General features: G+C 62.3%; 28 protein-coding genes and 2 tRNA genes. 20 read left to right on the top strand and 10 right to left on the bottom strand.

All coding sequences use genetic code 11. The features are described 5' to 3' along the window. Positions 1-7 precede the first annotated feature (7 nt). The 9 genes from IVB45_RS17535 (at position 8) to IVB45_RS17495 (ending at position 3,943) form a co-directional block, all read left to right on the top strand. Complete coding sequence (locus IVB45_RS17535) at positions 8-226, top strand: hypothetical protein (RefSeq protein ID WP_247361126.1); 219 nt, start codon at positions 8-10, stop codon at positions 224-226. Then, complete coding sequence (locus IVB45_RS17530; RefSeq protein ID WP_247361127.1) at positions 223-504, top strand: hypothetical protein; 282 nt, start codon at positions 223-225, stop codon at positions 502-504. The genes IVB45_RS17535 and IVB45_RS17530 overlap by 4 nt, the downstream gene beginning before the upstream one ends. Beyond that, the gene (locus IVB45_RS17525; RefSeq protein ID WP_247361129.1) at positions 501-755 is read left to right on the top strand and encodes a hypothetical protein; all 255 of its coding nucleotides are present in this window, start codon (positions 501-503) and stop codon (positions 753-755) included. The genes IVB45_RS17530 and IVB45_RS17525 overlap by 4 nt, the downstream gene beginning before the upstream one ends. Before the next feature lie 10 nt (positions 756-765). Then, positions 766-841 (top strand) — tRNA-Gly (locus IVB45_RS17520). A 175-nt stretch (positions 842-1,016) separates the two neighbouring features. Further along, entirely contained in the window at positions 1,017-1,337 is a 321-nt protein-coding gene (locus IVB45_RS17515) for a hypothetical protein (protein WP_247361131.1), read from the top strand. Beyond that, positions 1,334-1,522, top strand: coding sequence for a hypothetical protein (locus IVB45_RS17510; protein WP_247361132.1), 189 nt, complete (start codon positions 1,334-1,336; stop codon positions 1,520-1,522). Before IVB45_RS17515 ends, IVB45_RS17510 begins: the two co-directional genes overlap by 4 nt. Further along, positions 1,519-1,806, top strand: a complete 288-nt coding sequence (locus IVB45_RS17505) for a hypothetical protein (RefSeq protein ID WP_247361134.1) — start codon at positions 1,519-1,521, stop codon at positions 1,804-1,806. Before IVB45_RS17510 ends, IVB45_RS17505 begins: the two co-directional genes overlap by 4 nt. Positions 1,807-2,025: 219 nt before the next feature. Next, entirely contained in the window at positions 2,026-3,369 is a 1,344-nt protein-coding gene (locus IVB45_RS17500; protein WP_247361388.1) for a tyrosine-type recombinase/integrase, read from the top strand. Further along, a complete protein-coding gene (locus IVB45_RS17495; RefSeq protein WP_247361136.1) occupies positions 3,362-3,943 on the top strand; it encodes a GIY-YIG nuclease family protein in 582 nt (193 codons plus the stop codon). Before IVB45_RS17500 ends, IVB45_RS17495 begins: the two co-directional genes overlap by 8 nt. Positions 3,944-3,953: 10 nt before the next feature. On the opposite strand, the gene IVB45_RS17490 is transcribed toward IVB45_RS17495, so the two are convergent. The 4 genes from IVB45_RS17490 to IVB45_RS17475 all read right to left on the bottom strand — a co-directional run bounded on the left by IVB45_RS17490 (position 3,954) and on the right by IVB45_RS17475 (position 6,346). Then, positions 3,954-4,030 (bottom strand) — tRNA-Pro (locus IVB45_RS17490). Between the two features lie 126 nt (positions 4,031-4,156). Continuing rightward, positions 4,157-4,642 (bottom strand): DUF192 domain-containing protein, encoded by a 486-nt coding sequence (locus tag IVB45_RS17485; RefSeq protein ID WP_027517796.1) that lies wholly within the window; start codon positions 4,640-4,642, stop codon positions 4,157-4,159. A gap of 111 nt (positions 4,643-4,753) precedes the next feature. Then, positions 4,754-5,386, bottom strand: a complete 633-nt coding sequence (locus IVB45_RS17480; protein WP_018457757.1) for a cold-shock protein — start codon at positions 5,384-5,386, stop codon at positions 4,754-4,756. Between the two features lie 198 nt (positions 5,387-5,584). Next, positions 5,585-6,346: an NAD-dependent protein deacetylase gene (locus IVB45_RS17475; RefSeq protein WP_247361138.1), complete on the bottom strand. Its 762-nt coding sequence runs from the start codon at positions 6,344-6,346 to the stop codon at positions 5,585-5,587. Between the two features lie 294 nt (positions 6,347-6,640). Between IVB45_RS17475 and IVB45_RS17470 the strand changes: the two genes are divergently transcribed. Continuing rightward, positions 6,641-6,805 carry a hypothetical protein gene (locus IVB45_RS17470; RefSeq protein WP_007610153.1) on the top strand — a complete coding sequence of 55 codons (165 nt, stop codon included), beginning with the start codon at positions 6,641-6,643 and terminating at the stop codon, positions 6,803-6,805. A gap of 65 nt (positions 6,806-6,870) precedes the next feature. On the opposite strand, the gene IVB45_RS17465 is transcribed toward IVB45_RS17470, so the two are convergent. Next, a complete protein-coding gene (locus IVB45_RS17465; protein ID WP_247361390.1) occupies positions 6,871-7,164 on the bottom strand; it encodes a hypothetical protein in 294 nt (97 codons plus the stop codon). Positions 7,165-7,445: 281 nt separating this feature from the next. Between IVB45_RS17465 and IVB45_RS17460 the strand changes: the two genes are divergently transcribed. Beyond that, positions 7,446-7,676 (top strand): hypothetical protein, encoded by a 231-nt coding sequence (locus tag IVB45_RS17460; RefSeq protein ID WP_027569930.1) that lies wholly within the window; start codon positions 7,446-7,448, stop codon positions 7,674-7,676. Between the two features lie 77 nt (positions 7,677-7,753). After that, positions 7,754-7,879, top strand: a complete 126-nt coding sequence (locus IVB45_RS38920) for a hypothetical protein (protein ID WP_106943514.1) — start codon at positions 7,754-7,756, stop codon at positions 7,877-7,879. Here IVB45_RS38920 and IVB45_RS17455 read toward each other — a convergent pair. Next, the gene (locus IVB45_RS17455; RefSeq protein WP_247286143.1) at positions 7,876-8,073 is read right to left on the bottom strand and encodes a hypothetical protein; all 198 of its coding nucleotides are present in this window, start codon (positions 8,071-8,073) and stop codon (positions 7,876-7,878) included. The genes IVB45_RS38920 and IVB45_RS17455 overlap by 4 nt on opposite strands. A gap of 760 nt (positions 8,074-8,833) precedes the next feature. Beyond that, complete coding sequence (locus IVB45_RS17450) at positions 8,834-8,986, bottom strand: hypothetical protein (protein WP_197031199.1); 153 nt, start codon at positions 8,984-8,986, stop codon at positions 8,834-8,836. A 291-nt stretch (positions 8,987-9,277) separates the two neighbouring features. On the opposite strand from IVB45_RS17450, the gene IVB45_RS17445 reads away from it, so the two are divergent. Next, a complete protein-coding gene (locus IVB45_RS17445) occupies positions 9,278-9,505 on the top strand; it encodes a hypothetical protein (RefSeq protein ID WP_247286144.1) in 228 nt (75 codons plus the stop codon). Positions 9,506-9,744: 239 nt separating this feature from the next. Here the strand turns inward: IVB45_RS17445 and IVB45_RS17440 are convergent, their stop codons facing one another. Beyond that, positions 9,745-9,921 carry a DUF2934 domain-containing protein gene (locus IVB45_RS17440; protein WP_084462276.1) on the bottom strand — a complete coding sequence of 59 codons (177 nt, stop codon included), beginning with the start codon at positions 9,919-9,921 and terminating at the stop codon, positions 9,745-9,747. A gap of 160 nt (positions 9,922-10,081) precedes the next feature. Continuing rightward, complete coding sequence (locus IVB45_RS17435) at positions 10,082-10,378, bottom strand: HU family DNA-binding protein (protein WP_007591377.1); 297 nt, start codon at positions 10,376-10,378, stop codon at positions 10,082-10,084. 410 nt (positions 10,379-10,788) lie between these two features. Here IVB45_RS17435 and IVB45_RS17430 point away from each other — a divergent pair, with 410 nt between their 5' ends. The 7 genes from IVB45_RS17430 to IVB45_RS17400 all read left to right on the top strand — a co-directional run bounded on the left by IVB45_RS17430 (position 10,789) and on the right by IVB45_RS17400 (position 14,664). Next, on the top strand, positions 10,789-10,974 hold the full coding sequence (locus IVB45_RS17430) for a hypothetical protein (protein ID WP_007591378.1): 186 nt from the start codon (positions 10,789-10,791) through the stop codon (positions 10,972-10,974). A gap of 246 nt (positions 10,975-11,220) precedes the next feature. After that, a complete protein-coding gene (locus tag IVB45_RS17425) occupies positions 11,221-11,523 on the top strand; it encodes a hypothetical protein (protein ID WP_007610128.1) in 303 nt (100 codons plus the stop codon). A gap of 126 nt (positions 11,524-11,649) precedes the next feature. Then, the gene (locus tag IVB45_RS17420; RefSeq protein WP_027569928.1) at positions 11,650-11,922 is read left to right on the top strand and encodes a hypothetical protein; all 273 of its coding nucleotides are present in this window, start codon (positions 11,650-11,652) and stop codon (positions 11,920-11,922) included. A gap of 338 nt (positions 11,923-12,260) precedes the next feature. Further along, positions 12,261-12,437: a hypothetical protein gene (locus tag IVB45_RS17415; RefSeq protein WP_007610124.1), complete on the top strand. Its 177-nt coding sequence runs from the start codon at positions 12,261-12,263 to the stop codon at positions 12,435-12,437. A gap of 201 nt (positions 12,438-12,638) precedes the next feature. After that, positions 12,639-13,148: a hypothetical protein gene (locus IVB45_RS17410; protein WP_027569927.1), complete on the top strand. Its 510-nt coding sequence runs from the start codon at positions 12,639-12,641 to the stop codon at positions 13,146-13,148. A 169-nt stretch (positions 13,149-13,317) separates the two neighbouring features. After that, a complete protein-coding gene (locus IVB45_RS17405; RefSeq protein WP_346015314.1) occupies positions 13,318-14,328 on the top strand; it encodes an acyltransferase in 1,011 nt (336 codons plus the stop codon). A 132-nt stretch (positions 14,329-14,460) separates the two neighbouring features. Further along, on the top strand, positions 14,461-14,664 hold the full coding sequence (locus IVB45_RS17400) for a DUF3072 domain-containing protein (protein WP_051462968.1): 204 nt from the start codon (positions 14,461-14,463) through the stop codon (positions 14,662-14,664). A gap of 139 nt (positions 14,665-14,803) precedes the next feature. Here IVB45_RS17400 and IVB45_RS17395 read toward each other — a convergent pair whose 3' ends face one another. Then, positions 14,804-15,034, bottom strand: coding sequence for a hypothetical protein (locus IVB45_RS17395; RefSeq protein ID WP_247361143.1), 231 nt, complete (start codon positions 15,032-15,034; stop codon positions 14,804-14,806). Positions 15,035-15,263 lie beyond the last annotated feature (229 nt).

Here is a 15,263-nt window from a genome sequence, read left to right as displayed (position 1 = left end):
TCGATCCATGACCGCCCTCGACATCGAACTCGCCGCGCGCCACCTCACCCCGCCGCTAATGTCCCTCCTGAAGGACGGGTTGGTCGCTGCGATCGGGATCGACGTCGTGAGGGCTGCAGCCGCCGGTTATATCGTTCGCGAGACCGGCCAGACCGTCATCCGATCCGGCGATTTGAACGCGCTCGAAACCGCGCTGCTTCGCAAAATCATTGGAGCAGTCGGATGATCCGCGCCTATTGCTACGCCTCCGGCCTGATCGAGTTTGGCCTGGCCATTCCCAAGGGCCCCACCGTGATCGCCCGTGGACCTGAGGCGCAGCTCCGCGCCTTCATCGGCGGCAACGCGCGCCAGGCGCGGCTCTACCGCAACCGCAAGACGCTCGACCTGGTCGTCCCCGGCATGCCCGAGGCCGAGAGCCAGCTCGCGCTCGATACCGCGCTGGGGGCCTGGTCGAAGTGGATCGCGGCGAATGCACCCAAGGGCGTGCGGGTGCTGCGCCGATGACCCGGATCTCTTTCGCATCGCTGATGACGGAACGCGCGGAAAACTGCTTTCGCGAGATCCTGGCTGCGGCCCACACCGTTCGCGCGGCCGATCCCGACGGCACCTATGCCGATCGCGGCGCGGTGCTCGCCGAAATCCGGCTGATCAAGGCCAAGGCGCGCGAGGCCGAGATCCTGCTGCGCGCGTCCCGCAGCAACTTTCCGCTGATCGACGGCAGCCTGTCGTCGTTTTCGGGGCGGTCCGATGTTTAACACGCTTTCTGCGGGGATAGCTCAAGACAGAGCGCCGGCGCCTTCCCGCGCCGGAGGTGAGGTATCGAATCCTCTTCCCCGCTCCACCGCTTCCGATCGCGATGCCTGGGAGCTCGGCCGCGACGACGCGGTCGCCGCGCGGCCCTGGCGCGTCACGCCCGACGAGATCCTGGCGCGCACCTTCGGCGGCGATCGCGATGTCCTGTCCTATCTCGTCGGCTACCGCGCCGGCGAGCTCGACCGCCTCAATGGGAGGAGCCCATGCGCTGCGAAGCCATCGAAATGACCGCGCGCCCGCGCACGGCCGGCATGGCCTGCCATGTCTGCGGCTGCACCGACGACAACGCCTGTCCGGGCGGCTGCGGCTGGGTCTCGATCGACCCGCCGCTCTGCTCGGCGTGCGAGCCCAGGGCGATGGTCGAGGATGACGCGGAGCGGCCTCAGCTCGTGCTTCCCGCCAACGCGGGCTTCTTCAGCGCGCAGTATTGCCCGGCTTCGCGAACGCCGGCCCTGCACGCGCCGATCTTCGTGGACGAAGACTCCGGCCATTGCGCGCGCTGCCAGGAAGGGTTCTTCCTATGATGCAGCGTGCACCCGAGATCACCCAGGTCGGCCGCCTGGTCCGCTCGATCGAGAATTGCCGGATCGCGGCAGCCCGGCTTGAAATGCAGCTGTGCCGCTGCACGGCGCCCTCCCCCGAGCATCTCTGGCGGACCGTCCGCCGCATGCGCGAGGTCGCCGACAAGCTGGAAGGGCGCACGCCATGAGCGGCCCGATCACGCGCGAGGATCTTGTGGCCAGCAAGCTGGTCTTCGTCTGCCACGTCGACGGCAGTGATTTCTACGCCAACCATTACCGCAACGAGACGTATCCGCGGCTGACCGGCACCGTCAGCGGACCGCGCCGGCGCCGGTCGAAGGTCGAGCCGGGCAAGAGCTTCTTCGTCGACGGCGTCCGGGTCACGAGCTGCAGCGAACTGCTGGAGCGGCTGAACAAGCCGCAGCTCGCGGTGGTCGGCGGCAGAGAATCGGCAAGCGCGGGCGCGCCATGATCGACACCGAGCCCGACCGCACCGAATCGGATGGGCTTTACGTCGGCTGGGACGAGTTGCGCCGACGCATCGCTCCGGGACTGGGCCGCGATCGGTTTCGCGCGCTGATCAAGGAGAAACAGGCGCGAGCCGGTTTTCCACCGCTCCGTGAGGAATGGGGCGGTTTTTACTGGCCGAAGGTTCGGCGCTGGCTGGACTCGGACAACGAGGTTGGAGCAGATGATTTCCGCGGATTTGTCACAAACGCCCAGGACGGGCCGGAAAACTTCGATGCCCCGCCGCGGACGCGCGCCAGGCCTCAAGCGCGGCAGACACAACCTGCCTTACTGGATCGCCAAGCAGATCCTGCGCGACCCCATGGGCTACCCCGACATCTGCGTCCCGTTGCCACCGGACGCGACTGAAGACGAGCTCGTCGAGCTTTGCCAGCAGCACACAGCTCGCTTGCGTACCTGGGTCGCTGAGCGCACCTCGGTCGCGGAGCAGGAGCCCTCGCTGACCCGAACGCGCTACGACGGCACCGTTAAATCGGCCTGCCAGATCTATCAGGAGCACCCCCTCTCACGCTTCCATCGCGTCAAGCACAATACCCGGCGCGGCTACCTGGCGGATATCAAGGTGATCATCGGCACCGTCGGCGCCAGGCTAATCAAAAATGTGACCGTCCTGGACGTCGAGCATTGGTACCAGCAATGGCGGAAGGGCGTCGTCACGATCGAGGTCGACGGCAGTCAAACGGTCGGGCCGGAGCGTGTTGATCGGGCGCACAATGCGGTCGCGATGGTGCGCATGGTGATACGCTTCATGGCGGCGTTGCGTCATCCGGAGTGCAAGCTTCTCGCTGACGAGCTCGCAAAGGTCCAGTTTGAACGCGGAGGAGCTCGCGAGCAGGAGCTCACGTATCAGCACGTTCGCGCATTTATCCGCACCGCTTTTGCGATGGCGGATAAGGGGATCATTCCGCGCGAACGCGCGCTCTACATGTCGATCGGGACGGCATCGCAGTTCGAACTGATGCTGCGGCAGAAGGACATCATCGGCGACTGGTCACCCCGGGCCGCCGAAGCTCGTTACCCCGCCGGTATCTCGATTCTTCATCAGGATGACGAGACTTGGACGGGGTTTTACACGTGGGAAGCCATCCCAGGCTGGCGCTGGCGCACGCGAACCTCGAAGTCGAAGTATCGCGCGGCCGCAGAGTTCGATCTGACGATCTACGACTTGCTCTTCCCGCTGTTGGAACTGGTTTCGGACGATCAGCGCCGCGGCGCGATCGTCAAAGGCGAGCACGGTCTGCCGATCCGGTATCGTTCGTATGCGAAATGGTGGCGCCAGATCGCCAATGCGGCAGGCATCCCGGCCGATATCCAGAGCATGGACGCGCGTGCCGGCGGCGCGACTGAAGCCGAAGAGGCAGGGGTAGACCGCTCCGTCATCCAGGAGGGTTTGACCCACACAAACAAGCAGACGACAGAGCGCTACATCCGTCAACGTCGACGCAAAATCGTGACGATCGCGGAGGCTCGGAAACAGTCGCGCCAATCAGGGGAAGGCAATGGCTAAAGCGAGCGACATTCCAGGGCTGAAGCGGCTGCCGAAGCCCGGCGGCTTTTCGACCTGGTACTGGTCGGCTTCCCAGCTTACCCGCGAGGCCAAGGATTTCACGCCGCGCACCGCCAGGCTTTGGCATGGTCTCGGCGAGCCGGCGGCCGAGCAGCTGACCGTCATCAAAGCCCGCGCGCTCCGGCTCACGCAGGACCTGCAAGAGTGGCAGCTCCGTGCACGGAAGAAGCCCGGCCGGGGCCTTGCGAAACGTAGCCCGCGCGGTTCGATCTACTTCGTGCGTGCCGCGGAGCGGGTCAAGATTGGGTTTAGTAAGGACGTGCGCCGCCGCGTTGCGGAGCTGCAGACGTTCTTTCCGGAGCCGCTCGATCTCCTCCTCGTTCTGCCCGGGTCGATCCTGAACGAGCACGCGATGCATCGCCGTTTCGCAGATCTGTGCATCACGCGGGAGTGGTTCCGTTACGAGGAGCGGATCGCGCGTTTCGTCGCCAAGAACAAGGTCAGAACCAGTTTTTCAGAATCGCACGATCTTTCAGAATCGGGCGAAAAAAGAGGCGTTGAATCATGTCTTTAGCGGTAGGGCTTGGTCGGGGCAGCTGGATTCGAACCAACGACCTGCAGTACCCAAAACTGCCGCGCTACCAGGCTGCGCTATACCCCGAATGTCCGGCGAGCCCCGTCGATACACGCTTCCCAAAGCGCCAGCAAGCCTTCCAAAGGCGCCAGCAAGCTTCCCAAAAGACCGTCAGGACGGGGGCAATGGCCCTGCCAATAGCCCCTTGCCCGCCTACTTGCTGCCGAACAGCGGGTGGCCGACGCGGTCGCCGGCGCGGATACCATATTTTTGCGCCGTCCCCGCCACAACCTCCAGAACGGCCCGCGCGGGCCCCCTGGATGAGATGATCTTTGTCGACATCGGCTCGGTATTTTCGGCGATGCGCAGGATGCGGCCGTCGGCGCGAATGAAGATCATGTCGAGCGAGACGTAGGTGTTCTTCATCCACATCGACACCTCCTGCTCGGGATTGAAGTCGAAGAGCATGCCTTTGCCGTCCGCCAGTTCCTTGCGGTACATCAGGCCGGTCTGCTTCTCCTCCTCGGTGGTCGCGATCTCGACCGAGAACACCTGCACGCCGTTCCTGGTGACGATCTCGAGCGGCTGGAAGCTGGCGGCGCGGACGGGTGCGCTCGCGACGGCACAGCCGGCGATGACGAGGATGGCGGCAAGCCAGCCCTTCGCAACGGCGAAGACGGCCTTTCGATCGAAATTCATGGATGGCTCTCGAGGCGTGGGACTGGACCAGTCCTTACGTGGCGGTCGCCGGAAAAGCCAGAGGCGCGCCGGCCAGCCAGCGCGCCTCTGCTCACGATCGCGGGAATGGAATTAGTGGGACGAAACCGGCGATCCCGTCTCGGGATGGATCTCGGCCGCCATCATGCCCTTGGAGCCGGGTCCGAAGCGGACCAGGACATACTGGCCGGGCCGCAACTCGGTCATGCCGAAGCGGCGCAGCGTCTCCATGTGCACGAAGATGTCGGGCGTGCCCTCGCCGCAGGTCAGGAAGCCGAAACCGCGGAGCCGGTTGAACCACTTCACCTGAGCCCGCTCCAGGCCGCTGGTCGCCGTCACCGTGACATGGGTGCGCGGCGGCAGCATCTGCGCTGGATGGATCGCCGTGGATTCGTCCATCGAGACGACGCGAAACGCCTGGTAGCCCTTGGCGCGCTGAATGCACTCGACGACGATGCGGGCGCCCTCGTAGGCGGTCTGGAAGCCGTCGCGCCTAAGCACGGTAACGTGCAGGAGCACGTCGGGCCAGCCATTGTCGGGAACGATGAAGCCGTAGCCCTTTGAGGCGTCGAACCATTTGATGACGCCGTGAACCTCGACGAGGTTGGCGCTGCTCTCACCAAGTCCGGTGAACGGACTGAGTGCGCTGTCGCGACCGCCACCGCCGTGTTCGCCCACCGCGGGAACTCCGACCTTCTTGGACTCAAATCCGTCCGACGACCCCATAACCCCGGACCCCACACATGCCATGCAACCCGCCTGAATGGCGGCGCCGAATCACGCGTCTTTAGAGAATCTTCTCAACTCGACGCGACGCGAATCTTTCGACTCAAAAGATAACACTCCCGGTTGCGACGCATAGACAAAAAAGAGATTCGGCGGAACCTATGAACAGCTTGCACAGCCGCGAATCAAATTGCTGCCTCAATTACCGACAAAGGGCCCGAGCGTTTCGCCGATGTCGTGGCGGATCACGAGGTCGGCGATGTCGTCCTGCTCGGTGGGCTCGCGATTGACGATCACCAGACGTGCGCCTGATCTCTTCGCCATCATCGGAAAGCCCGCGGCCGGCCATACCACCAGCGAGGAACCGATCGCGATGAAGAGGTCGCAAGCTTGCGACAGCGCAGTCGCGCGCTGCATTTCGTCCTCGGGCATCATCTGGCCGAAGGAGATCGTGGCGGTCTTCACCGGCTCGTCACACGCGGTACAGTTGGGCGCGGCGCCCTCCTCGTCGAAGCGGCGCTTGACCCAATCAAGCGGATAGGCCTGACCGCATCCGATGCAGCGCGCATAGGTGGTGTTGCCGTGAAGTTCGATCACGTGGTCGCTCGCGACGCCTGAGGCCTGGTGCAGATTGTCGATGTTCTGGGTGATGATCGCGGGAACCTTTCCCGCACGATAGAGCGAGGCGAGCGCGCGATGGCCGCGGCCGGGCCTGGCCGCCGCAAAGACCTCCTCCATCGCGAAGCGCCGGCGCCAGGATTCGTCGCGCGCCTCCTGGCTGGCGACGAACTCGTCGAATGGGATCGGGCGGTTGCGGGTCCAAATTCCGCCCGGCGAGCGGAAGTCGGGGATGCCGCACTCGGTCGAGATGCCGGCGCCGGTGAACGGCACGATCCGTTTGGCTTCGGCGATCATGTCGCCGAGACGCTCGACGCCGCTGCGAAGATCCGATGCAATCAACGCGGCCTCCCGTTTTGCTTTGCCGATTGGCTTGGCCGATCGGTTTTGCCGATTTGTTTTTGCGCTAGCTGCAACATGCGCAAGCGACAAGATTGTTGACGCGGTTATCCACCGCGGCGCACGACGTGGTCGGCAATTTTTTCCGCCCCTCGCTTATCACAATCCTGCAATGCCTCCTCCCCATTGACGCCCCAATCAGAAGCGCCAATGCATGTGTTGACGCGACTCAACGTGATTGCGGCGGCAGTGCTTGAGTTCAGTAGGACACATACTCACGTGCAGAGGGGATTTGAAATGACCGAGGACGAACAACGTAAAATCCGCGAACGCGAAGAGATCGCCGCCCGTGTCGCCGCCTTCCGTGCCACCCAGGAAAAATTCAAGCGCGAGCGTGACGAGTATTTCGTGTCGACGCTCGACAACGCGCGCAAGGTGGAGCGGCCCTCGCTCTGGCCGTAACGACACACATCACCGACATGAAAAAAGCCCGGAGCGTTGCTCCGGGCTTTTCATTTGGTCAGCCGTTACCAGTGACGGTAATAATGGTGGCGGCGGTAGTACGGTCCATCGCCGTAGTAGGCGTACGGACCGGGGCCGTAAGCATAAGCGGGGCGGCCATAGTAGCCGTACCCCGGGCCGTAGTCGTAGCCGTAAGGATGGGACGCGGCGACGGCGCCCGCGGTGATGGCGCCGGCAGCGAGGCCGAATGCGAGGCCCGGACCGATGCCGCGGCCGCGCGCCTCGGCAGGCGCAGGCGCCGCGACCGCGGTCACGCCGACGGCCGCAACGGTAGCCAGAACTGCCAGTGTCTTCCTCATCATGAATCTCCTCCTTCGTATCTCGCATAGACAACGCCGGCGCGGTGAGATGGTTGCGCGCAAGGCTGTGGAACCGAGCTCGGATTAAATCCGCCACGCATGGAACAGGCGCGCGTTCCGCGAATTGCTTGTTCAAGTGCGGACGCCTCCGCCATCCGGTTGAGGCAACAGCACGAAGACCCCGTCAGCATCACCAATGCTGGCGGGGTTTTCAGTTTCACGGACAGCAAATTGGCAACGCAGCACAATTGCTGCCAGCGGGGAGCGTCCAGGAGGATAAAGTGCCGATATCCAGATTGCTGGCCCGTATCCGCAGGCTGGTTCCGAGATCGGGCGATCAGCATTACGACGAGATCGTCCGCAGTTTCGGTGTCGGCACGCTGCGCCCGCCGCCGACGCCGATGAGCGACGGCGAGTTGGCGCGGGCCATTGCCGAGTTCCTTAAGGAACAGCCGTCGAGCGAGTCCGTAGGCGCCCTCGGCCGGCGGCTCGACCCCACCACCCCGCTTTGAGGCGCCGGTCCGTCTTGTCCGGGAACATGCGCTTCGCGCGCACGTTGGCGTAGCCTTCAAGGAGAAAAGAGGCCGACATGCCCGTTTGGCTCGAAGTCCTGCTCAACCTGTCCGGTTATGCCGGTTTCGTGGCGCTCGCCTCACATGGCACCGCGTGCCCAGGGAATTGCGCCGACCATCAGATCTCCGGCGACGACCGTTAATTCGTGTGAGGTGGCTGGCCCGCCGTGCGCATCAGCCTGTCGGCCTTGACCGCGACACGCGTGTCCTCGAGCTGTGGCCGCAGCGAGACGCTGATCACCACGAAGGCCAGACAAAAGAGCGTGCCGACGATGGCGACGCGCCGGTAGGTGTGGCGGTCGCCTTGATAAAAGCTCGGTTGTGAAAAAGGTGTCATGAATTCGTTCTTGGCAAAATTGCTTGTTGGCCAAAGTCGCTTGTTGGCAAAGTCGTTTCCAGACGTCGCCAGACACACCTATCCCAAGCAGCGGCAAGCGCAACGCGATTGGGCTTTTAACCTAACCGAATAGGGTTATCGGCTTCACGGCAAGCTTCCGTTAGGAGTTCGCCAAGTGCCTTCAGAACTCGGCGAGCCGTCTCAACCTCGCGCGAAGCCGAGGCTGCGGAGCTTGTGGCGATCCGCCGGCCGGCTTTGTTCCAGCTTCACCTGCCTTTCGTTCTCGAAGAACGAATCGGAATCGCAGAAATCGGCGCGAAGCAAGTCTTAACTCTTCGTTTGTGCGCAAATGATCGCATCATCGCAAACGGTCGCGCGCTCACATCGCGTCATCGGATTTCGATCGCGGTGGCACCTGCGGCACCGACGGCCTGCCTTTGCGCAAGCGCGGATGCCGGTCATACCAAAACACTTTTGCGATCTCGGCAAACATCTCGATAAACCAGCACGCATCCATGTCGCGTCTCCCTCGCCTGATCTCATAACGAGGAGACGCCAACGGGACTGTGCCAAGCATCACGCCGGCTGGGTCAGAGAGGGCATGTCCCGCATCGACACAGAAGCCACGGCTTGTTCTGCATCCGACTCCACTTCGTTCGCAAGGAACGAATCGGAGTCGAGGAATCAGCGCATAACGATTCCTAACGATCGGTGAAGGCAGGCGCGATTGCCTGTTATCGTCGACGTAGTGCGACGCTCATCACGCTGCGCGCTTCACCGTCTCCTTCCCCGACAGATCCTTCTCCGAAAAGCATTCGAGGATCTGGATGCGGAGTTCTTCCGCGGCCGGACCTTCGAGCTTCCTGAGCTGATTCCAGAGCCTGATCACTTCGCGTTGTTTCTCGACAGTCATGGGGACCTCCAACCAAATGGTCGCCGCCAAAAGAGATGCTTCACTAGAACAAACTAAGAACAAAAAGTCCAGCCCCTCCCGCGAAATTCGCCGGGCACATCGCCTTGAGCCTTCCGCGCGTCGGCGCGGTTGCTTTTTGGGTTTTCAACCTTAAGTTCGAGAACGCGGCCGGCGGCGCGGCGCTGAAATCCCATCGCAGCCAGCCAGGAAGGCCCCGTGCGAAAGCGCGGGGTTTTTCTTTTGGGGAACGCGCCATGGCCCTCCCCGTTAGTCATTCCGGAGCGAGGGACCGTGACCAGAAAATACTACGCCGTCGAGGTGGTGCGTCAGATCGAGGAGACCGTGGAAATCATGGTCGAGGCGCCGGATCAGACCGCCGCACATGATGCAGCGCTCGCGCACCTGAAGGCGCGCGGCTCCGAGTATCAGTGGCTCAATCCCAAATGCGATCTCGTCGTCTGGCGCGAGCGCCAGGTCGATACGCCGGCGATCGTCGACGTGTCCGTGTCGGCGGAGTAGCAGCCGGAACGAATTTTTTCGTCTCGCGTTGTCAAACCGAATTCAGTGGTGCTGGCGGCATGTCGCGACGCGGCCGACCAGCTTGAAGAGCCCCGGTCCCTAAGCCCGGGGTTTTTCTTTGAGGCGGCCGCCATCCAAGCGATGGCCCGAACAGCAAAGCAGCCACCCGGGCGTTACGCCGGGTGGCTGCTTTGAGAACTGTCGACGCTCGCCTCTGTCCGCCTCTTAGACCAGCAAAGTCAGACCGGCAGATTGTCGGTCATCCCGGGCGGGACTTCGCTTTGCTTGGTCCGCTCGGCGAGAAGCTCCTTTTCGGCCTCGTACCAGAAGGTGTCCATCGTGCCCGCGGGCTCGCCGGCCTCCTTCCAGAGGTGATAGGCGCGGTTTCGAATCTCTACTTCACTGAGACCAGTCATGTGATTTCTCCCTTTCGGAAGCAAAGCCTGACGACGCCCGAGAGTTCCCTAACAGAGTTCCTTATTGGTTCAGCACAAGCAAGCGGTCATTGCAGCACTCCGCGGCAGCACTCCGCGAAAAAGAGGGTCCACAACGAAAACGCGAGCCCTTGGCGAGCCCTTAGACGGAGTCCTTGGCCACCTTCAGCGGCGAGGCCTTCACCGACTTGCTCGCCGGCTTCGCGGCGAACTGCATCGGCTCCTTGGTGAAGGGATTGACGCCCATGCGGGCTTCGGTCGCCGGCTTGTTCACAACCGACATCTTGACGAAGCCGGGAATGACGAACTCGCCGGACTCGTTGAGCTCCTTGTAGCCGACGGTTGCCATGTACTCGATGACCGACTTCACGTCGTTCTTCGACAGCTGCGTACCCTCGGCAATTGCATCGATCAACTGAGTCTTGGTCATCTTCGCCATGTCTGAATTTCCTTCTGTGCGCGCGAGCAGGCTTTGCTCAGGACGCGGTCCAACCGCGCAACGCGCTTCTGATTCATGCCAACTTTCATGAAGTGACGGGGCTTAGAACCCATCGACGCCCAAAACGCAAGCAGGGGGTTCTGGGGGAGCCCGGACGCCCCGGCAAAGATGCCGCAGCTTGCGCCGTTTCCGCGTTGAACCATTTTCTTCCTGAGGCGTCTAACTCTTTGAAGTCCCCAAGCTTCACCCCCATCAGAGAGCCCCGCTTCCCCCAGGCGGGGCTTTCGCCTTTTCTGGGGGACCCGGCCGCGCAATGCCGATCAGGCTGGCCCCAGGTCTGCGCCTGGGGCCGCGCGGGTGACCGTCACAAGGCAGGTTCTCTTTTCCGGTCATCTCCTGCATAATGCGGCATGGCAAAAACAAAAGTGACCTTCAAAACCGTCCGCATTGCAGACAACGACTGGAAAATCCTGGCGGATTACCCGGACAGCGAACAGCGCGAAATCAAGGGCTTCACCAGCAAGGCAGATGCCGACGACTGGATCAACGGCGACCGCAAGATCGCGTGGCTCCGCTCCCAGGGATACGCCAAGTAAAGCGCGCATAAAGTCACGCGCGCATCGTGTGACGCCCTTAGGGGTATGAGGCGCGCTTCGTCCCTCCCCCGTTCCAGATGTTCTTTCCGTGCCGGCGCATTGCCGAGCAGGCGGCAATGCCCGCTTGTCTATCGCCTCGCGGGGGGCGCCCGGTCGAGAAACCTGTTGCCGGGCATGCGCCGTTGAGACTTCGGTAACCTAACCCCTCCAAGCTCCTCTCAGTATCGTTGCGTTGGAGTACCCACAGTGCTGGATTTTAACGAGCTGCGTGAACTCGCGGCCGATGTTCGCGTGTTCGTCGAAATTGCCGAAGACAAGGCCGAAGCGCTGCGCGCCGTCATCACGGCCTATGACGTGGTGCTCGCGATCTTCCCGTCCGGAGAGGGCATGGGCCTCCACGTCATCAAGGGCGGCGAGATCCTGGACCAGATTGCAAAATCACGAACCCATGCGAGCTACAGCCACACCGCCATCGCGGTTCCAGACCTGGAGCATGCGGAAGTGCTCAAGCACTTGACGGGTCCGGCCGACCAGCGGATTGCGGCTTAGAGCGCTTTCAAGCGAAGTCGATAGCGGTTCGCGCGCAGACGAGAATTTTTGCACTCTGGAACGCCCTGTTTTAGGAACAGGGCTTCTGCGCTCCCGTTGGCTTACTCAACCAACCAGGAGTTTGAGATGAAGAAGTTCATCATTGCGACCGCCGCCCTCGGCCTCATGTGCGGCTCTGCCTTTGCCCAGACCCAGACCGGCCCCGCCGCGCAGTCGGACAACATGCAGAAGCCCGGCATGAACAACACGGACAAGGGCACGATGACGAGGGGCACGACGGGCATGAGCCATGACGGCACGAGCAAGGGCGGAATGGTGAGGCCCGACGCCTCCGGCCAGGGCGGCTCCGGCCCCGGCAGCGACCAGGGCGGCACCAAGACCCGCAGCAACATGAAGTAAGCCGGTTTCCTATATCGCTTGCCTCTTGGCCGCGTCGCTCTCCAAAAGGCGGCGCGGCCATTTCATAACGGGTCCCGATGGAAACCTGTCGCCCGAAGCCGCGTTGTCCAACGCACTGCCGGGTGACAACCGGACGCAATGGGGATGTTGGACGCGGCGCATTTTTCCGGTTTCTGCCCGCGACATCAACGCATCGGGACGCGCTGACAACTAACCTGTTCCCGGCAAGTGCACCCTTACAAAGTGCACCCTCAATACTGCACTCCTCACATAGGTGCGCGCACCGGAACGGTCAGGTCTCGCGCGAGTTGACCTATTACCAGGACAAGGAGATCGTCATGAGCGTTGAAGGTAAAGTGAAGGAAGGCGCCGGGTTCATCAAGGAAGAGATGAACGAACACGGCAAGTCCCCTGAGAGCCAGAAGAAAGCCCAGGAAGGTCGCGACTTGCGCAACGAAGGCCGGATCGAAGATGGCAAGCCGCCGAAGACGACGAAGCCCGGCACCGGTCACTAGACCGCGTTTCGAAATCCCCTTTGCTAAACCGCCCCTGGTCATGTCAGGGGCGGTTTTCACGTTCATGACCAAGCGATATGTGACCATGCGATCTTTCGGTGGTGCGATCCTCCAACGATAGCGGACGTCTCGAACCATGCAGCGCGATGCTGGTAGAACGCTCCGGCTGTTGTATGGTCGGACGTTTCTTACGAGGGGCTGATGAAGATTGCCATTGTTGTCGCCGGCGTGATCGTTGTTGCCGCGGCTGTTCTCGTGGCGGTCCAGCCGAGCTTTCTGAAGCCTGCGTCACTGGCACTCGTGCAGAAGTCCGACATCCTCGGCTTTTCGCCCGGCATGACATTCGACGAGACCAACAAGCTCATCACGCAACGTCGCTACCGCTGCCGTCAGCTTCGCGATTCCTACGTCCTCGAATGCGCAGTCGACGGCGCCAAGGTCACGATCTTTGCCGACGACGTCGACCCCAAGAATCCGGACCCCAAACATCCCATCTGGCGCGTCAACGCGGAGTTGAGCAATCCGGGCCCCCAAGACGCTGCCGTCAAATCGATATCCGACCAGTTCAACGCCCAGCCAACCGGGGATGCCCGGGAGGGATGGATATGGACCGTCGGTCGTGGGCTGAAGCTGAGCTACGACGGCGCCGCCTTGAAGCTGGTGGACGAGGCAGAGGAAATCAGGCGGGGCAAGCAGGAAGCAAAGCGCTAGGGAGTGCTCCTGTGGTCGTGCCTTGGAGGAAGGGCACAGCAATCAATCCGCCTCAGATGCATGCCTCACCCTAACGCATCCACACCCATTCTATCGCATCCGCGCAACTGTTCCTTAATGGGTTTCTCGCCTAAATTGCACTATTCTGGAATGAACGTGGCGAGGCTTGGTGCGAATCTTCGCGGGTGTACAGGCGATGCGCGGCGTCGCTGCGCTGTCGGTGGTCTGCGGACACGCGATCAGTGCGCGACCCGACATGGTTGGGCCGGAGCTTGCCGAGGGTGCGCTGACGATACTTGCGAGCGGCGTCGACATCTTTTTCGTGATCTCCGGCTTCATCATCGCGACCACCGCGACGGCACAACACAACCCGCTGGATTTCGCTTTCAGACGGGCCCTCAGAATTTTCCCGCTCTATTGGCTGGTGTTGCTGGCGGCGTTTGTCAGCTCCTCCTGGATCGCGCTGGCGCCGGGCGACCGCCCCGCTCTCGATCTCGGAACCATCTTCGCATGGACCTATCCGAACTGGTACCTTGGCCCAGCCTGGTCGCTGGCTTTCGAACTGCACTTCTACGTCGCCGTCGCCATCGTCCTGGCGATCAAGCCGGACCGGCTGTTCGATATCTTGTTCGCTGGATTCGCCCTGGTCATTCTTGCTCTCGTCTTCGGCCTGGAGGCCGGGATCTACTTTCATCCGCTGGTGCTGGAATTCGGTGCCGGCGTTGTTATCGCCTATCTCCAGAGAAGCCGACGATTGCGCTTTTCGCGCCACTTCCCCGCCGTTTCCGCGGGCCTGTTCGTGGCCGGGTGGTACTGGATTTTCGTGCGCGGCGCGGCCGACCCGCAATTCGCGCGCGTCCTGACCTATGGCCTCGGCGCGGGATTGCTGATCCATGCTGTGGTCGCTGTCGAGATCGAGGGGCGATCCTTCTCACCGGTCCTGCAATGGCTCGGCAAGATCTCGTACGCGTTGTATATCGTCCATTATCTGGTGGTGAAATGGATCGCCAGCTTCGACGGACTGTGGCTTCTGTCGACCGTCGGGACAATCATCGCGGGCATCCTGCTCTCCATCGGTCTCGCCGCCGCCTTGCACGTCGCCGTTGAGGCACCGATCCTCGATTGGGGGCGCAAGCTAAGTCTGATGCGCAGACGCCGATCGCTGCCGGCCGTTCCGTGATCATCTCCCGACGCTGATCCGGGCAAAGTGCGCCCCTGGCTGCGTCAGGGGCCGGCCACGAACAAATAAGGAACAAAAAGCATCAGTCGGCATTGAGCCTGAAAAGGAGAGATCGCCGTGACTCACAACAAGATGGCTGGCAACACCGCAGGCAACACCCAAAAGGATCCGAAGGATTGGGTCTCCGGGGACGACCCGATGACCGGCGCCCAGGAATCCTACCTCAAGACCCTCGCCGAGCAGGCCCACAAGCCCCTCCCCAAGGAGGATCTGACCAAGGCAGAGGCGTCAGAGCTGATCGACACGATGCGGCAGAAGGCCGGGCTCGAGAAGTAAACGGCGCTGCATTTCGAAACCCGAAAGATGGGCGGCGGCTGACAGGGAGGCCGCCCATCGCCGCCTCTCACGAAGCGCCAATTCACCCCCATCATCGCCGGCGAGCGCGGTCCTCTGCGGCAGGTTCGCGGCCAGACAGCTAATCGCTTTCGACGACCCTCACAGCCAGCTCAGCGACCGCACGCCGGCCGGCGGCGACGAGGCCGTCGATCTCGCGTGTCTCGTGCTTGGCGCAGTGGATGATTCGTTCGGCGACATACCGGCGCGCGGTGTAGGCTTCCATCACCTCAGGCATCATCTCGCTGACGCGCTCCAGCGCCCTGTCCATGTGCGACAGCGTTCGCTCGTTGAACTCCTCCAAAAACAACATCACCTGTCCTCAATCTCATAATGAATACGGCTAGTGTGTTGGCGGGCGGACGCCGATCGAGGCATGCACGCTCCGTCCCGCGAGACGGGAGAGCCTGACTCCACCGATGATCTGAAGTGCCGCCAATACTGGAGAATTGCAGGCGTTCGGCCAACGCGGCATTCACAAACGTTAAGCGTGATGCGTTTCGTTGGCACCTGCGGCGTCAGTGCACTGTCCCGTAAGGTAG

The organism is Bradyrhizobium sp. 4 (genome assembly GCF_023100905.1).
In the GTDB taxonomy this organism is placed as follows: Bacteria; Pseudomonadota; Alphaproteobacteria; order Rhizobiales; family Xanthobacteraceae; genus Bradyrhizobium.
This window is presented reverse-complemented; position numbering and strand designations above follow the sequence as displayed.

Excerpts from the sequence above, each read along its gene's own strand:
- IVB45_RS17500 (WP_247361388.1), top strand. The coding sequence starts at position 2,026 with ATGATTTCCGCGGATTTGTCACAAACGCCCAGGACGGGCCGGAAAACT.
- IVB45_RS17470 (WP_007610153.1), top strand. The coding sequence starts at position 6,641 with ATGACCGAGGACGAACAACGTAAAATCCGCGAACGCGAAGAGATCGCC.
- IVB45_RS17510 (WP_247361132.1), top strand. The coding sequence starts at position 1,334 with ATGATGCAGCGTGCACCCGAGATCACCCAGGTCGGCCGCCTGGTCCGC.
- IVB45_RS17435 (WP_007591377.1), bottom strand. The coding sequence starts at position 10,378 with ATGGCGAAGATGACCAAGACTCAGTTGATCGATGCAATTGCCGAGGGT.
- IVB45_RS17530 (WP_247361127.1), top strand. The coding sequence starts at position 223 with ATGATCCGCGCCTATTGCTACGCCTCCGGCCTGATCGAGTTTGGCCTG.
- IVB45_RS17395 (WP_247361143.1), bottom strand. The coding sequence starts at position 15,034 with ATGTTGTTTTTGGAGGAGTTCAACGAGCGAACGCTGTCGCACATGGAC.
- IVB45_RS17505 (WP_247361134.1), top strand. The coding sequence starts at position 1,519 with ATGAGCGGCCCGATCACGCGCGAGGATCTTGTGGCCAGCAAGCTGGTC.
- IVB45_RS17485 (WP_027517796.1), bottom strand. The coding sequence starts at position 4,642 with ATGAATTTCGATCGAAAGGCCGTCTTCGCCGTTGCGAAGGGCTGGCTT.
- IVB45_RS17515 (WP_247361131.1), top strand. The coding sequence starts at position 1,017 with ATGCGCTGCGAAGCCATCGAAATGACCGCGCGCCCGCGCACGGCCGGC.
- IVB45_RS17495 (WP_247361136.1), top strand. The coding sequence starts at position 3,362 with ATGGCTAAAGCGAGCGACATTCCAGGGCTGAAGCGGCTGCCGAAGCCC.
- IVB45_RS17400 (WP_051462968.1), top strand. The coding sequence starts at position 14,461 with ATGGCTGGCAACACCGCAGGCAACACCCAAAAGGATCCGAAGGATTGG.
- IVB45_RS17430 (WP_007591378.1), top strand. The coding sequence starts at position 10,789 with ATGGCAAAAACAAAAGTGACCTTCAAAACCGTCCGCATTGCAGACAAC.
- IVB45_RS17440 (WP_084462276.1), bottom strand. The coding sequence starts at position 9,921 with ATGACTGGTCTCAGTGAAGTAGAGATTCGAAACCGCGCCTATCACCTC.
- IVB45_RS17420 (WP_027569928.1), top strand. The coding sequence starts at position 11,650 with ATGAAGAAGTTCATCATTGCGACCGCCGCCCTCGGCCTCATGTGCGGC.
- IVB45_RS17525 (WP_247361129.1), top strand. The coding sequence starts at position 501 with ATGACCCGGATCTCTTTCGCATCGCTGATGACGGAACGCGCGGAAAAC.
- IVB45_RS38920 (WP_106943514.1), top strand. The coding sequence starts at position 7,754 with ATGCCCGTTTGGCTCGAAGTCCTGCTCAACCTGTCCGGTTATGCCGGT.
- IVB45_RS17415 (WP_007610124.1), top strand. The coding sequence starts at position 12,261 with ATGAGCGTTGAAGGTAAAGTGAAGGAAGGCGCCGGGTTCATCAAGGAA.
- IVB45_RS17480 (WP_018457757.1), bottom strand. The coding sequence starts at position 5,386 with ATGGGGTCGTCGGACGGATTTGAGTCCAAGAAGGTCGGAGTTCCCGCG.
- IVB45_RS17535 (WP_247361126.1), top strand. The coding sequence starts at position 8 with ATGACCGCCCTCGACATCGAACTCGCCGCGCGCCACCTCACCCCGCCG.
- IVB45_RS17465 (WP_247361390.1), bottom strand. The coding sequence starts at position 7,164 with ATGAGGAAGACACTGGCAGTTCTGGCTACCGTTGCGGCCGTCGGCGTG.
- IVB45_RS17455 (WP_247286143.1), bottom strand. The coding sequence starts at position 8,073 with ATGACACCTTTTTCACAACCGAGCTTTTATCAAGGCGACCGCCACACC.
- IVB45_RS17410 (WP_027569927.1), top strand. The coding sequence starts at position 12,639 with ATGAAGATTGCCATTGTTGTCGCCGGCGTGATCGTTGTTGCCGCGGCT.
- IVB45_RS17450 (WP_197031199.1), bottom strand. The coding sequence starts at position 8,986 with ATGACTGTCGAGAAACAACGCGAAGTGATCAGGCTCTGGAATCAGCTC.